The 14,174-nt window shown below is 54.7% G+C and carries 15 protein-coding genes; 12 read left to right on the top strand and 3 right to left on the bottom strand.

Annotated elements, in window-relative coordinates; genetic code table 11:
• Window positions 1-3: 3 nt before the first annotated feature.
• Window positions 4-2,004, bottom strand: coding sequence for a monovalent cation:proton antiporter family protein (locus FCS97_RS00850; RefSeq protein WP_138515741.1), 2,001 nt, complete (start codon window positions 2,002-2,004; stop codon window positions 4-6).
• A 106-nt stretch (window positions 2,005-2,110) separates the two neighbouring features.
• On the opposite strand from FCS97_RS00850, the gene FCS97_RS00855 reads away from it, so the two are divergent.
• The 10 genes from FCS97_RS00855 to rapZ all read left to right on the top strand — a co-directional run bounded on the left by FCS97_RS00855 (window position 2,111) and on the right by rapZ (window position 9,851).
• A complete protein-coding gene (locus tag FCS97_RS00855; RefSeq protein ID WP_138515743.1) occupies window positions 2,111-3,103 on the top strand; it encodes a KpsF/GutQ family sugar-phosphate isomerase in 993 nt (330 codons plus the stop codon).
• On the top strand, window positions 3,103-3,642 hold the full coding sequence (locus tag FCS97_RS00860) for a KdsC family phosphatase (protein ID WP_138515745.1): 540 nt from the start codon (window positions 3,103-3,105) through the stop codon (window positions 3,640-3,642). The genes FCS97_RS00855 and FCS97_RS00860 overlap by 1 nt, the downstream gene beginning before the upstream one ends.
• On the top strand, window positions 3,639-4,226 hold the full coding sequence (gene lptC, locus FCS97_RS00865) for an LPS export ABC transporter periplasmic protein LptC (RefSeq protein WP_171035113.1): 588 nt from the start codon (window positions 3,639-3,641) through the stop codon (window positions 4,224-4,226). The genes FCS97_RS00860 and lptC overlap by 4 nt, the downstream gene beginning before the upstream one ends.
• Entirely contained in the window at window positions 4,223-4,765 is a 543-nt protein-coding gene (lptA, locus tag FCS97_RS00870) for a lipopolysaccharide transport periplasmic protein LptA (RefSeq protein ID WP_138515749.1), read from the top strand. Before lptC ends, lptA begins: the two co-directional genes overlap by 4 nt.
• Window positions 4,762-5,517 (top strand): LPS export ABC transporter ATP-binding protein, encoded by a 756-nt coding sequence (gene lptB, locus FCS97_RS00875; protein WP_138515751.1) that lies wholly within the window; start codon window positions 4,762-4,764, stop codon window positions 5,515-5,517. Before lptA ends, lptB begins: the two co-directional genes overlap by 4 nt.
• 12 nt (window positions 5,518-5,529) lie before the next feature.
• A complete protein-coding gene (locus FCS97_RS00880; RefSeq protein ID WP_138515753.1) occupies window positions 5,530-7,050 on the top strand; it encodes an RNA polymerase factor sigma-54 in 1,521 nt (506 codons plus the stop codon).
• Between the two features lie 40 nt (window positions 7,051-7,090).
• On the top strand, window positions 7,091-7,420 hold the full coding sequence (hpf, locus tag FCS97_RS00885) for a ribosome hibernation-promoting factor, HPF/YfiA family (protein WP_138515755.1): 330 nt from the start codon (window positions 7,091-7,093) through the stop codon (window positions 7,418-7,420).
• 110 nt (window positions 7,421-7,530) lie between these two features.
• Window positions 7,531-8,001: a PTS sugar transporter subunit IIA gene (locus FCS97_RS00890; RefSeq protein ID WP_040512070.1), complete on the top strand. Its 471-nt coding sequence runs from the start codon at window positions 7,531-7,533 to the stop codon at window positions 7,999-8,001.
• Between the two features lie 4 nt (window positions 8,002-8,005).
• Window positions 8,006-8,989: an HPr(Ser) kinase/phosphatase gene (hprK, locus tag FCS97_RS00895; RefSeq protein ID WP_138515756.1), complete on the top strand. Its 984-nt coding sequence runs from the start codon at window positions 8,006-8,008 to the stop codon at window positions 8,987-8,989.
• Window positions 8,982-9,851 carry an RNase adapter RapZ gene (gene rapZ, locus FCS97_RS00900; RefSeq protein WP_138515757.1) on the top strand — a complete coding sequence of 290 codons (870 nt, stop codon included), beginning with the start codon at window positions 8,982-8,984 and terminating at the stop codon, window positions 9,849-9,851. The genes hprK and rapZ overlap by 8 nt, the downstream gene beginning before the upstream one ends.
• Here the strand turns inward: rapZ and mutY are convergent.
• On the bottom strand, window positions 9,804-10,925 hold the full coding sequence (mutY, locus tag FCS97_RS00905; protein WP_138515758.1) for an A/G-specific adenine glycosylase: 1,122 nt from the start codon (window positions 10,923-10,925) through the stop codon (window positions 9,804-9,806). The genes rapZ and mutY overlap by 48 nt on opposite strands.
• Complete coding sequence (gene mutM / locus FCS97_RS00910; RefSeq protein WP_138515759.1) at window positions 10,922-11,740, bottom strand: bifunctional DNA-formamidopyrimidine glycosylase/DNA-(apurinic or apyrimidinic site) lyase; 819 nt, start codon at window positions 11,738-11,740, stop codon at window positions 10,922-10,924. Before mutM ends, mutY begins: the two co-directional genes overlap by 4 nt.
• A gap of 79 nt (window positions 11,741-11,819) precedes the next feature.
• Here mutM and FCS97_RS00915 point away from each other — a divergent pair, with 79 nt between their 5' ends.
• Both FCS97_RS00915 and FCS97_RS00920 read left to right on the top strand, forming a co-directional pair.
• Window positions 11,820-13,598 carry a tetratricopeptide repeat protein gene (locus FCS97_RS00915; protein ID WP_138515760.1) on the top strand — a complete coding sequence of 593 codons (1,779 nt, stop codon included), beginning with the start codon at window positions 11,820-11,822 and terminating at the stop codon, window positions 13,596-13,598.
• 4 nt (window positions 13,599-13,602) lie between these two features.
• Window positions 13,603-14,172 carry a hypothetical protein gene (locus FCS97_RS00920; RefSeq protein WP_138515761.1) on the top strand — a complete coding sequence of 190 codons (570 nt, stop codon included), beginning with the start codon at window positions 13,603-13,605 and terminating at the stop codon, window positions 14,170-14,172.
• Window positions 14,173-14,174: the final 2 nt, after the last annotated feature.

The following is a 14,174-nucleotide window of genomic DNA, read 5'->3' on the forward strand; positions in this document are numbered from 1 at the left end:
GGCCTACCGCCCCATGGATTTGCGGCCGAGAATAATGGCCTCGGCCAGGCTTAATGAATCGGGCTGCCCCTTCAGTACCAAAATATCGCCCGACTCCAGTTGCGTGTCGGGGGAAGGATCTCCCCCGCGAATACCGCGCCTGCGAATGGCACTCACTTCAATGTCGAGGTCGAGAATGCCCAATTCAGCCAAACTTTTGCCCACGCCACTTGCACCCGGCTCCACGAACACAGAATGCAGGCGAATCCATTGGTTCTCGGGCGTGTCTGCCTCATCATCTACACCACGAAATACACCGCGAAACATTTGATAGCGCGATTCGCGAATAGCCCGAATCTGCTTGACCACCCGGGAAACCGGCACACCCAACAACATCAAGGCCTGTGAACCCAACATCAAACTGCCCTCGAGAATTTCGGGCACCACTTCGGTGGCGCCTGCCGCGGTCAGTTTCTCCAAATCACTTTCATCGTAGGTGCGAACCACCACTGGCACATTCGGCGCCAGGGCACGGACTGCGGTCAACACCTTCTCGGCCGATTTGAATTCTGCAAAAGTAACCACCACACAAGAGGCACGCAGCAAACCTGCAGCCACCAGTGTTTCACGCTTGGCTGCATCGCCAAACACCACCGAATCACCCGCGGCCGTCGCCTCACGAATACGGTCTGGGTCCAGGTCCAAGGCCACATAGTCGAGGTCTTCACGGTCCAGCAATCGGGCAAGGTGTTGGCCACTGCGCCCGAAGCCACAAATGAGTACATGCTTGGTCGTGGAAAGACTCTTCTGGGCAATTTGGTGCAGTTCAAGCGACTTTTGCAACCACTCCTGGCTGGAAAATCGCAACACAATTCGATCGGCATGCTGAATCATGAACGGCGCGGCCAACATGGAAAGCACCATGCTTGCCGTGATGGTTTGCAGCCAGGGATCGGGCACCAAACCAAAACCTGCCGAGCCGGTGTTGGCCAGCAACACAAAGCCAAACTCGCCCGCCTGTGCAAGGTAAATGCCGGTTCGCATGGCTGTGCCTGTATTCGCGCCGAATATACGGGCAAGCACAGCAATCAACACCAGCTTGGCCAGCACCGGAAAAACCGCCAACAAGAGAACCCAATACCAGTTCTCCATCACCACTTGCGGGTTCAGCAACATGCCTGTGGTCACGAAGAACAGGCCAAGCAACACATCGCGGAAAGGCTTGATGTCTTCTTCCACCTGATGCTTGTATTGGGTTTCAGCAATCAGAATGCCTGCCAGAAATGCGCCAAGTGCCAGCGACAGTTCGGCAAGCTCGGTCAGCCAGGCCAAACCCAAAGTAATCAGCAGCACATTCAGCACAAACAATTCCTGTGACTTGCTGCGGGCCACAAACGTCATCCACCAATTCATCATGCGTTGGCCGAACACCAGCATCAGCCCCAACACCAGCGCGGCCTTCACCACCGCCAGGCTCAGGGTGACCGTGAGGTTCTCGGCTCCCTGCCCCAGCGCGGGAATAATGATGAGCAGAGGAACCACCGCCAAATCCTGAAACAGCAGAATGCCCATGATTTGTCGGCCATGGGGAGAATCCAGCTCAAGTCGCTCCGAGAGCAATTTGCTGACAATTGCAGTCGACGACATGGCGGCCGCCCCCGCCAATACAAAAGAGGTCGCCAGTGGCACATTAAGGAAATAACCTGCCAACAAACCCAGACCCATCACACCCAGCATGGTCAGCCCTACTTGCGCGAACCCCAACCCAAACACCACGCGGCGCATGGCATGCAATTTGGGCAGGCTGAATTCCAGACCGATTGAAAACATCAGAAAAACAACGCCAAACTCGGCGAGGTGCCGGGTTTCGGGTGTGTCGGGCACGATACCCAAGGAATACGGGCCGATCAACGTGCCCGCGAACAGGTAGCCCAGCATGGCGGGCAGCTTCCAGTGACGGAAAAGCGAGACCGCCAACACGGCGGCCAGCATGAGAATCAAAGACAGCTCTAGAGCGTTAGGCACGTTTAATGCTTAAGAAGTGGAGAGAATTGGCACGCGCTTTGCTATACTGCCCTGAAAAGAGCACAGCCTCAAGCACCTTTGTGGCTTAAGTCTATCAGGGTCCACCATGTCAACAACACCGTCAAATAATGACAAGCACGATTTTCTGGCCATGGCCAGAGAAGCGCTGGCCATTGAAGCCCACGCAGTTTCTGCATTGTCCGAGCGCTTGAATGACCAGTTCAGCCAAGCCACCACGGCCATATTGAACTGCAAGGGCCGGGTCATTTTGATTGGCGTGGGCAAGTCGGGCCTGATTGCAAAAAAAATCGCAGCCACCTTTGCCAGTACAGGCACCCCCTCTTTTTTCGTTCATGCCACCGAAGCCTCCCATGGCGACTTGGGCATGATCACCCAAGAAGACGTGGTGATTGCCCTGTCCAATTCGGGCAACACCGAAGAACTGGTGGCTGTGCTGCCGGCCATTGCACGCCGGGGCGCAAAAATAGTTGCCATGACCGGCAAACTCGACTCTGCACTGGCCCGCCAGGCCGATTTGGTACTGGATTGCGGCGTTGAAAAAGAAGCCTGCCCCCTGAACCTAGCCCCAACAGCGAGCACAACAGCTGCTTTGGCCTTGGGCGACGCCCTTGCGGTGGTGGTTTTGAAAGCAAGGGGCTTCAGCGAAGAAGACTTCGCCTTGTCCCACCCGGGCGGCAGCCTTGGGCGCAAACTGCTGACCCATGTCAGTGATGTCATGCGCAAAGGCGACCGAATCCCCACAGTACCGCCCTCGGCCAGCATTTCCAACGCCATTCTGGAAATTACCAAAAAGGGCTTGGGCATGACTGCGGTTGTGGGTGGCAACAACAAATTGTTGGGCGTTTTTACCGACGGCGATTTGCGTCGCCTGATCGAACAAGGGCTTGATTTGCGGGGCTTGCTGGTCAGCGAGGTCATGAACAGCGCGCCAAAATGCATTTCGCCCGACAAGCTTGCCGTGGAGGCTGTTCGAATGATGGAAGTCAGTCACATTAGTCAAGTGGTGGTCACCGACGAGCAAGGGCATATTGTCGGCGCCCTGAATTTCCATGACCTGTTTGAAGCCAAGGTGGTGTGATGGATCAATTTGCCGAGCGCCAACCCACCGCAGCCCAAGCCGCAGCGCAAATCAAACTGATGGGTTTTGATGTGGATGGAACCCTGACCGATGGTGGCCTGTACTTTGGCAATGAAGGTGAGGTCATGAAACGCTTTAGCGTGTTCGATGGCCAAGGCCTTCGATTGCTGATGGACCACGGCATCAAGGTGATCTGGATTACCGCGCGCTCAAGCACCATTGTTGAAAAACGCGCCAAAGACCTTGGCATTTACCAACTGGTTCAAGGCTGTAAAACCAAGTTGCAGGCCTACGATGAAATTCGCCAATTGCTGGGCCTGGACTGGAGCGAGTGCGGCTTTTTCGGTGACGACTGGCCCGATTATCCCGTGCTTCAACAAGTTGCCCTGGCGGCCACCACCCAACACTCCCCTGCTGCCATGAAGAATGCAGCCAACTGGATCAACACGCGCCCGCCTGGCGATGGCGCCGCCCGCGAATTGTGCGATTTTATTTTGAGCCATCAGGCTGGCTATCAAAACCCGTGGGAAGCATCGTGAAACCGGTGAGTGCTTTTTTCAATCTGATTTCGCAGTTCATTCCGCTGCTGCTCACATTTGTGCTGGCAGCAAGCTCGTATTGGTTCGCAATTCAATCCGAACTCAGCCTGTTCAGTGCGAGCGGAAAAAGCGACCCCACCAGCAGCGACTATTACCTGCGCAATTTCTCGGTACAAAGCCATGATTTGGGCGAGAACAAATATTCCATCATTCGCAGCTCGGCGGCCGAACACATTCCTCAAGGCAATGTCTGGAATATTACCGAGCCCGAACTTGAACAATTTGAAACCGGCAATGGCATGGTGAAAGGCAATGCCCAGAAAGGCGTTTACCTGCTCGACACGGACGAAATTTTCCTGCGCGACAATGTTGTGGTGACCAGTCAAAACGAAGGGCTGTTGACCACCATGAAATCGGAGGAAATTCGAATCGACAACATCACCAACGAAATTTCGACCGACAAGAATGTGCTGGTCACCCGCCCAGGCCAGCGGTTTGAGGCCCAGGGTGCCACGCTGAACAACGACACTGGTGAATTGACGGCCCAAGGGTCTGTCAAGTTTCGCCTAGAGGCAACACGATGAAACGCTCCAACTGGATTTCTATTGCACTGGCTGCGCCCACCCTGGCTTTTGGAATTGGCGTGTACGCGCTTGAGGCGGACAAACGGCAACCCACCACCATTGATGCCAACCAGATGACTTACAACGAGAAGTCCAATGTGAATGTATTCACTGGCAATGTGCTGTTAACGCGCGGAAGCCTCGTAATTCGGGGCGACAAACTGACGCTGACCGAACGCAGCGACGGCACCCAGTTCGCCACGGTGGAAGGAAAACCAGCCCGCTTCAAGCAGCAACGCGATTCCGAGAAACCCAATGAAGTGTTGTTGATCAACGGCACAGGAAACACAATTGAATTCGACGGCAACAAATCGGTTGTGACACTGACCGGCGCCGCGAGCATTCAGAAAAGCACCAATGGCCAACTGACCGAGTCCATTTCGGGCAGCAAAATTACGTACGAACAGAACACGGAATTCCTGAATGTGGTGGGTTCACCCAACAGCAGCGGATCCTCTCGCGTGCAGGCAGTCATCAAACCCAAAGGGGAGAGCAAGTGAGCAACACCCCTGCACACACCTTGACAGGCCAAGGTCGCCTTCAAGCACTAAGCCTGCGCAAAGCCTACCGCAGCAAACGCGTCATTGAAGATGTTTCTTTGCATGTGGACACCGGTGAAGTGGTGGGCCTGCTAGGCCCCAACGGTGCTGGTAAAACCACCTGCTTTTACATGATTGTGGGTTTGGTGAGTGCCGATGAAGGCAATATTTGCCTGGAAGGCAATGACATCACCTTGCAACCCATTCACGAACGCGCCCGGGCGGGACTGTCCTATCTTCCCCAAGAGGCATCGGTGTTTCGCAAGCTGACCGTGGAAGAAAACATTCGCGCCGTGCTTGAAATTAATCCACCCAAAGACAAAACGGTGGACCAAGCAGTCGAAGACCTGCTCAACGACCTGCAAATTTCACACATTCGAACCTCACTGGCTGCATCCCTGTCGGGTGGCGAACGTCGCCGTCTTGAAATTGCCCGCGCACTGGGCAGCCAACCCCGCTTTATTTTGCTAGACGAGCCCTTCGCAGGCGTCGACCCAATCGCAGTGCTGGAAATTCAACGCATTGTGGCCTTTCTGAAATCGAAGGGCATTGGTGTGTTGATCACCGATCACAATGTGCGTGAAACACTGGGCATTTGCGATCGCGCCTACATTATCAGCGCGGGCCGTGTGCTGGCCTCGGGCAGCCCAGACCAAATTGTGAAGAACGACGATGTACGCCGTGTGTACCTCGGCGAACATTTCCGGATGTAAAGCTGAAACCTCATGAAACAATCCCTTCAGCTTAAAGTCTCCCAGAACCTCACGCTCACGCCGCAGCTTCAGCAATCCATTCGATTGCTGCAACTGTCCACGCTCGAGTTGCAGCAGGAAATTCAACAGGCGTTGGCCGAAAACCCGCTACTCGAACTGGCCGATGAAGAGGCCGTGGAAGGCGAACGCACCTTGAGCCTGGACAGCAGCAACGGCGAGCTACACGAGCCACAGGGCGACAGCTTCGAAGCTGAACCGGATCCACGCAAAACCAGTGAACCCGTGAGCGACCAGCAAGCTGAGCAAGACAACCAGAGCGAAGAAATTGTTCAGCGCGAAACCATCGACTCCATTCAGGACAACTGGGAAGGCGACTGGCGTGACAACAGTGGCGCAGGTGCCGATGGCGACGAAGAAAAACCCGGCCTGCAACTGGCCGCGCCCGACAGCAGCCTGCACCAGCACCTGATTGACCAGTTGCGAATGACACAGGCCAGTGAGCGCGACAAAAACCTGGTGCTGTGGCTAATCGACTATCTCAGCGACGATGGCTACCTGACCGTTGAACTTGAAGACCTGTGGGAAACCCTGCAAGACGAACCCGACCTGGAGTTTGAAGAACTGAGTGCAGCGCTACGCCTGCTTCAAAGTTTTGACCCGCCCGGCGTAGGCGCACGCAATGCATCCGAGTGCCTGTTGCTGCAACTGGCCCAACGACGGGACATTACCTGCCAGACAAGCCTGTACAACAACTGCCAACACATTATTCGCGACCATTTGGGTTTGCTCGCCCAGCGAGACTTCACCAAACTGAAAAAAGCGTTGAATGTGGATGAAGACACACTCAAACTTTGCCATCAAATTATTCGATCGCTCGAGCCATTCCCGGGTGCACGTTTTAGACGCATTGACGACGACCATGTCGTGCCCGATGTCATTGTGAAAAAACTCAGTGGCCAGTGGCATGTACAGCTGAACCCCGATGTCATGCCAAAAATTCGCATCAATGAAATGTATGCATCCATTTTGCGGTCACACCGTGGTCAAAGTGCGCAACTCAGTGCCCAGTTGCAAGAGGCTCGCTGGTTGTTAAAAAACGTTCAACAGCGATTTGACACTATTTTACGGGTGAGCCAAGCGATCGTTGAACGCCAAATCGGCTACTTCAATCACGGCGAAATCGCAATGCAGCCCTTGGTTCTGCGTGAAATTGCCGACCTTTTGGGCCTGCATGAATCGACCGTGTCAAGGGTGACCACGCAAAAATATATGTTGACGCCCTATGGGTTGGTTGAGCTAAAGTATTTCTTCGGAAGTCATGTTTCCACCGACTCAGGTGGTCAGGCTTCCAGCACAGCAATACGTGCACTCATCAAGCAACTGATTTCTGCGGAGGACGCCAAGCAGCCGATATCTGACAGCCAAATCGCCGACCTACTCGGTCAACAGGGCATCGTGGTCGCAAGACGCACGGTCGCTAAATACCGGGAATCACTGAAAATACCCCCGGTGAACATGCGCAAGTCGCTTTAAAGTTAAAGCTTCCCCCCGCAGCAACGAAAGGAGATACCTTATGAACTTGAACATCAATGGTCATCATCTGGAAGTTACCCCAGCAATTCGAAACTACGTCATCGAAAAACTGGATCGGGTGAAAAGGCATTTTGATCACGTCATTGATGCATCGGTGACCATCTCGGTGGTCAAGCTGGTTCAAAGGGCAGATGTTACGCTGCACGTTCGCGGCAAAGACATACACGCTGAAGCAACTCATGAAAACCTCTACGCAGCGATTGACGCGCTGGCCGACAAACTGGATCGTCAGGTATTGCGTCACAAAGACAAGCTGACCAACCACAACCACACCCCCATCAAACATCAGGTGGTCGAAGAAGCTGAATAAACCTCTGTAATTTCAGGGAAAATCAAAAGGCGGACTTCAATCCGCCTTTTCTGTTTTTATGGCGTATAATCGGCCCCACGATTAGAAGCGGGTCTCAGGAATCAACAGCGATGAACTTGATCGCAAATCTACTTCCACCATCCAACATCTTGTTGGACACACAGGTCACCAGCAAAAAGCGCGTGTTTGAACAAGCCGGTTTGGTGTTCGAGAATAACCAAGGCATCGCAAGGTCCAAGGTGTTCGACAGCCTGTTTGCGCGTGAACGTTTGGGCTCCACTGGCCTTGGCCAGCAGGTGGCCGTGCCGCATGGCCGCATCAAGGGCCTGCGCGAACCTATTGCCTCGCTGGTGCGGGTGCAAGACCCCATTCCTTTCGATGCCCCTGACGGTCAACCCGTCAAGCTGCTCATGTTTTTGCTGGTGCCGGAAAGCGCAAACCAGCATCATCTGGATATACTGTCAGAACTGGCTCAAATGCTGTCTGACAAAGATTTCCGTGAGAAACTCATGACAGAATCCGATCCTGGCGCCACTCACCAACTGATCGCCAACTGGGAGCCCTACCAACCCGCGAGTTAAGCCTGTGAAGCAACTGAAAGAACTGATCGAAGCCAACCGCAACAAACTCAAGCTTGACTGGCTGGCCGGTTTAAATGGTGGTGACCGCCACCTGGATCTTCAGTGTTTTGCATCTTCCGATCTCGTAGGTCACCTCAACACCATTCACCCAGGCCGTATTCAGGTGTTTGGTCGTCAGGAAATCGAATACTTCGCCCGCATCAGTGACGAACGCAAAAAACACCAAATTGACAAACTGATTGAAGGCGATCCACCTGCAATCATCGTGGCCGAGTCATTTCAGCCGCATGCCCTGTTAAAAGCCGCCTGCGACGAATCCAATATCCCCTTGCTGGCCACGCCGCTTTCTGCCGCCGAAATCATCGACTTTTTGCGCGTGTACATCAACAAATGGCTGGCCCCCACCACCATGATGCACGGCGTATTCATGGACGTACTGGGCATGGGGGTGCTTATTTGCGGCGAATCGGGCTTGGGCAAAAGCGAGCTAGGCTTGGAATTGATTTCGCGTGGGCACGGCCTGGTGGCCGACGACGTGGTTGAATTCTCACGCATGGCCCCCAACCTGATTGAAGGGCGCTGCCCGGAACTGATTCGCAACCTGATGGAAGTGCGCGGCGTGGGCCTGCTCGACATCAAGGCCATTTTTGGTGAAACCGCAGTGCGCCGCAAAATGCGACTGAAACTAATCGTTCACCTAGTGCGCAAAGCCTCGCTTGAATTGCACCAAGAACGCTTGGTGACTGAACAGCAATTCCAGGAAGTGCTGGGCTTGCCCATTCGCAAAGCCATTTTGCCAGTGGCCGCAGGCCGCAACCTGGCCGTGCTTCTGGAAGCCGCGGTGCGCAACACCATTTTGCAAATGCGAGGCATCAACACACTCGACGAGTTCATGGTGCGCCAACAAAAAGCCATGCTCAGTGAACTGGGGGGCATTGACCACCTGCAGGTGGACCCCGACACAGAAGCGGACATGGGTCATGATTAACATGAAAGTGGTTTTGGTCACCGGCCTTTCTGGCTCGGGTAAATCAGTTGCAATTCGCGCGCTCGAGGATTCGCACTTCTACTGTGTCGACAACCTGCCCCCCTCCTTCATACCGCAAGTCATCCAGCGGCTGTCCGCCGAAGGCATCACGCAAATTGCGATTGCGGCCGACGCCCGCACAGGGCGCGACATTGTGGATGTGCCCCAAATTGTTCAAACCCTGAAAGCCAACGGCACCGATGTGCGCATTCTGTTTCTGGATGCCGATGATGAAACCCTGATTACCCGTTACTCGGAAAGCCGCAGACGCCACCCCATGAGCGCACGTCTGGGTGAACAAGCCACCGTGCAAGAATGCGTGGATGCGGAACGTGAAGCACTCGAGCCACTGAGAAACATTGCCAGTTGTATCGACACTTCAGCGCTACAGCCCAATGTGTTGCGAAGGTGGGTGCTTGAAACCGTGGAGGAAGAATCGGCCAAGCTTACTCTGGTGTTCGAAACCTTCGGTTTTAAAAAAGGCCTGCCCAGCGATGCCGACCTGGTGTTCGATGTGCGCTGCCTGAGCAACCCCTACTACGACAAAAACCTTCGCCCGCTGACCGGGAAAGACACGGAAGTTCAGCGCTACATTCAGGCCGACAATCGCAGTGACCCGCTAATCAGCGACATTGAAACCTATCTGAGAAAATGGTTGCCATCGTATCTGAATGAACAACGCAGCTATGTGACCGTGGCCATTGGTTGCACTGGCGGGCAGCACCGCTCGGTGTATGTGGCCGAGACGCTGGCCAAGCGCTTTACCAGCGAACCCTTACCCGAGATCGAGAGTGTTTTGTTGCGGCACCGAACCCTGGGCTAGAACCCGCACCTGATCCAGCAGCTTGTGCACAATTTTGGGCACAGGCTTGTCGCCAACCGCATGGCAGCCCGGCCATACGCCAGGCACCTTCACAAGCAACACCTTGAAATGCATTTTGCGATGGGTTAATTCATGCACCAGCCAGGGCTGGTCAGGCAGCCCAGCCAACTGCTGTTCAATCTCGGTGCTCAGCGCCTGCAAGCCGAATTGCTCAATCCAGGCAGTCGCGATACGGCTTAAATCGGCCAGGTCTGCCTGGCTACTGCAAGCCTTAAAAGGCATGGCCCACAAGCCCTGCCAAACACCTTTCTCGGTTTGAGGCTCCAACAGCAAGGCACCACGCGCATCCTCCAGAAGCAAACTGATGAAGTGCAATTCAGGCCGTGCTTTTTTGGGTTTCGGTGTGGGCCACAAACCCACCGTGCCCTTTCGCAAAGCCACACAAGTGTGCATCACGGGGCAAGCCGAGCATGCCGGGTTGCGTGGCATGCAGCAGGTGGCCCCAAGGTCCATCAAGGCCTGGTTGTAAACACCGGGCTGTTCTTTGGGCACGTTGGCCTCTGCAATGTCCCACAGGCTTTTCTTGATCGCCGTTTGTTCCGGGTAGCCCTCAATACCGTAGTACCTGCAAAACACGCGTTTCACATTGCCATCCAGAATTGGGGCCTGCACACCATAAGCCAGTGACGCAATTGCACCTGCAGTGGACTGGCCTATGCCAGGCAAACTTTCAAGCTCGGCCACGGTGCGCGGAAATTGCCCGCCAAAACGGGCCACCACTTGTTTGGCGCAGGCGTGCAAATTGCGCGCACGGGTGTAGTAGCCCAAGCCAGCCCACAACTGCATTACATCTTGCTCCGGTGCGGCGGCCAAATCGGACACGGTGGGGTAGGCCTGCAAAAAACGGGCGTAATACGCCAGCACGGTTCTCACCTGGGTTTGTTGCAACATCACTTCGCTCAGCCACACTTTGTAGGCATCGCCTGTGTGCTGCCAGGGCAAGGTTTGCCGGCCATGTTGCTTTTGCCAATTCACCAGTACCTGGGCAAAAGTTTCGCCTGTTAAAGGGTTCATTGCTGGCACCCGGCGCAATAAAACGTACTTCGCTGGTTCATCACTCGGCGCTTCACGGTGGCGCCGCAGCGCTTGCAAGGCTGCCCCTCGCGACCGTACACATCACAATGCAACTGAAAATGTCCCAACTCGCCGTCAATGGCCTGAAAATTACGCAGCGTTGAACCACCACGCTCAATCGCCTCGGTCAACACCGCCACAACAGCCGCATGCAACGCCTGCACATTGGCTTTGCTCAAGCGCCCCGCTGCCTTGCCAGGTCGAATTGCACTGCGAAACAGGGCCTCGCAGGCGTAAATATTGCCCACGCCCACCACCGCAAGACCGCTTAACAACAGGGCTTTGATCGGCACCTTCTTGCCGCGTGTTGCTTTAAAAAAAGCCTCGGGCGTGAATGCAGCACTAAATGGCTCGGGCCCCAGTTTTGTAAACCGAACGAAACTGTTTTCCCAGCCTGGCGCTTTTTCAACATACTCCACACTGCCGAAGCGGCGCGGGTCGTTGTAGCGCAGCACCTTGTCGCCAAAATTCCATTCAATGTGATCGTGTTTGTCCCAGGGGGTGCTGGCGTTCACAATTTTCATGGAACCCGACATGCCCAAATGCACCACCAACACCTGCCCACCAAAATCCATCAACATGTATTTCGAGCGGCGCTCAACACCCTGCAATATCTGCTTTACACAACTTTGCACTTCTGCAGGCACGGGCCAGCGCAAACGCGGTTGTCGCACAGTGCAAGCCAGCAGGCGTTGCCCTGTGAAATGAAGGTCTACGCCTCTTTTGGTGATTTCTACCTCGGGTAATTCAGGCATAAGCTAAAGCGCGCACGCGCATCTGTTAATGTGATAAAAATAAAAGTGGATTCACCAGTTTTTCATTGGGTTCAACAGTATGACTTGTTTTAAATGGACCATCACAGGCCCGGTCTTCATTCTGGCTGCCAGCCTGACCACCGGTTGCGCCACCGTGCCCGCCGAACAGGGCGAACCGGCACAACAGCAAATGTCTGCCGAGCAAAAAGCCTACGAAGCCCGCGTGGCCGAGATGGTCAAGCAAGATCCCCTGTTTGCCCTGCTGACCGCTGAAATTGCCAGTCAGCGCGGCGACACGTATTCTGCCACGCTGGCCTACACCGAAGCCGCCAAACAACAGCGCGACCCCGACCTTGCAAAACGTGCCGTAGAAATCAGCCTGGCCGAGGGCCAATTGGACCTGGCCTTGAATGCAGCCCAGGTGTGGTCTGAACTTTCGCCCGATGACAAACAAGCCAGCCGGTCCATCATGCTGCTGCAACTGGGCACCAACCGCGTCGACGAAGCCATGCCCGCACTCAAGGCATTTCTGGCCGACGTAAAAGCCGCTGAGACCGCCAACCCGGGGCTGGGCGCTTCCGGCACCGAGAAAGTGGCGTTGGACATGCTGCAACGCATTCCCGACAAAAACAAGGCCTACCAAACCGGCATTGATCTGTTTGGCAACAATGCAGACGACCTTGAAGCACAAACCCTGTTGGCGCAACTCGCCAACAACTCCGAGCTGTACCCGCAAGCTGTGGGGCACATGGAAAATGTGTTGCGCCAGTCGCCACAAGAACGTTTTTATGTGTTGACCGCCCAGTTCATGGAAAAACGGGATGGCAACGCGGATGCGGCCATGCAACTGGTGAACGAGCAAGCCCAATTGCACCCCAACTGGTTTGGTGCTCGCCTGTACCTGGCCCGCAACCACACCCAGCTTGGTCAATGGCCGCAGGCGCGACAGCGTTTTGCGGAAATGATCGAACTTCAACCCGACAACATTCCTTTGTACTCTAGCCAGGGCTTTGTGCTTACCCAACTGAAGGACTACAAAGCAGCCGAACAGCACTTCAAAATTTACCTGGACAAAACTGCACCAGCCGAGCGCCAGAACGAGTCGTTGATTCACGCCACACTGTCAGACATGGCGCTAGAACGAAAAGACTATGTGGCCGCCCTGAAGTGGCTGGACACCACACCAAATGCGGCAGACAACCTGGATGTTCAGTTGAAAAAATCAGCCTTGTTCGAAAAACAGGGCAATGCCCTTTCGGCCAAGCGGGTACTGAACCAGTTCAAACCCAAAAACGAAGATGAGTCTGTGCGCCTGGCACTGGCGAAATCACAACTGGCTGAATCGCAAAAGGCACCTGCCGAGGCAGCCACCGAACTCGAATTGGCTTTGCTAAGCTTTCCGGACCAACCCGACCTGCTTTACGAGCGCGCCATGGTGGCTGAACGCCAGGACGACCTGCCCCGCGTTGAGCAGTTCCTCAAGCGCCTGATTGCGGTTCGGCCTGACAACCCGCATGGCTACAACGCTCTGGGCTACACTTGGGCCGAGAACAATGTTCGGCTGGAAGAAGCCTATGAGTTGATTAAAAAGGCTGTTGAACTTGCCCCAAACGACCCCTTCATTCTCGATTCACTGGGTTGGGTACATTACCGCCTGGGCAAAATGGACAGTGCAGAAGCAACCCTGAAAAAAGCATACGACTTGCGCCAAGACGAGGAAATTGGCCTGCACTTGCTGGAAGTGTTGCTTAAATCGGGCAAGAAAGAAGAGGCACGTCAACTGGGCAAGCAGCTAACCGTTCGTTATCCTGACAGCAAAACATTGAAACAACTGCTTTTACAGGTTGAGGAAATTTAAGTTCATGGCTTTTCCAACATTGCGCCTGGCTTGCATCGCTTTGATCAGCGCCAGCCTGGGCGCTTGCAGCACCGTGGGCCAAGACCCGTCCACAGAAGTGGATTGCAAGTCCATTCAATCAAGCTGCCATTACGGGCGTTTCGGGCTGATCTGGAAAGTTGAACAGGCCGACGGCAAAGTTGAGGCAGATTCCATTTCAGGCACTTATGAATGGCGCTCCGGCCGCACCGGTCCCAGCCAGGCTCCAAAAATTGCCTATCTGGAAGTGAATTCCACACTTGGCCCTTCACTGGGCAGCGCAAAACGCTTGGGTAATTTTTATGAAGTGCGGGCAGCCGATGGCCGCGTGTATTTGGCCAAAGACTGGCAAAGCCTGTTTGACCTGATGTTTCCAGTTGAACTGCCTGCCGAAGCCTTGGTGCAATGGATGGAAAATCCAAACCCCAATGAATTGCCCACACTGCCGGCCAACTGGGCCTGGGAAAACCAGAACGGCCGTTACCGCGTGGTGTTTGTCGAAAACAGCACTTCGGGCCGCATCGACCTGATCCCGCAAGGCACCTTGGGCAAATAAAG

It is taken from the genome of Limnobacter alexandrii (assembly GCF_005871185.1).
GTDB lineage: Bacteria > Pseudomonadota > Gammaproteobacteria > Burkholderiales > Burkholderiaceae_B > Limnobacter > Limnobacter alexandrii.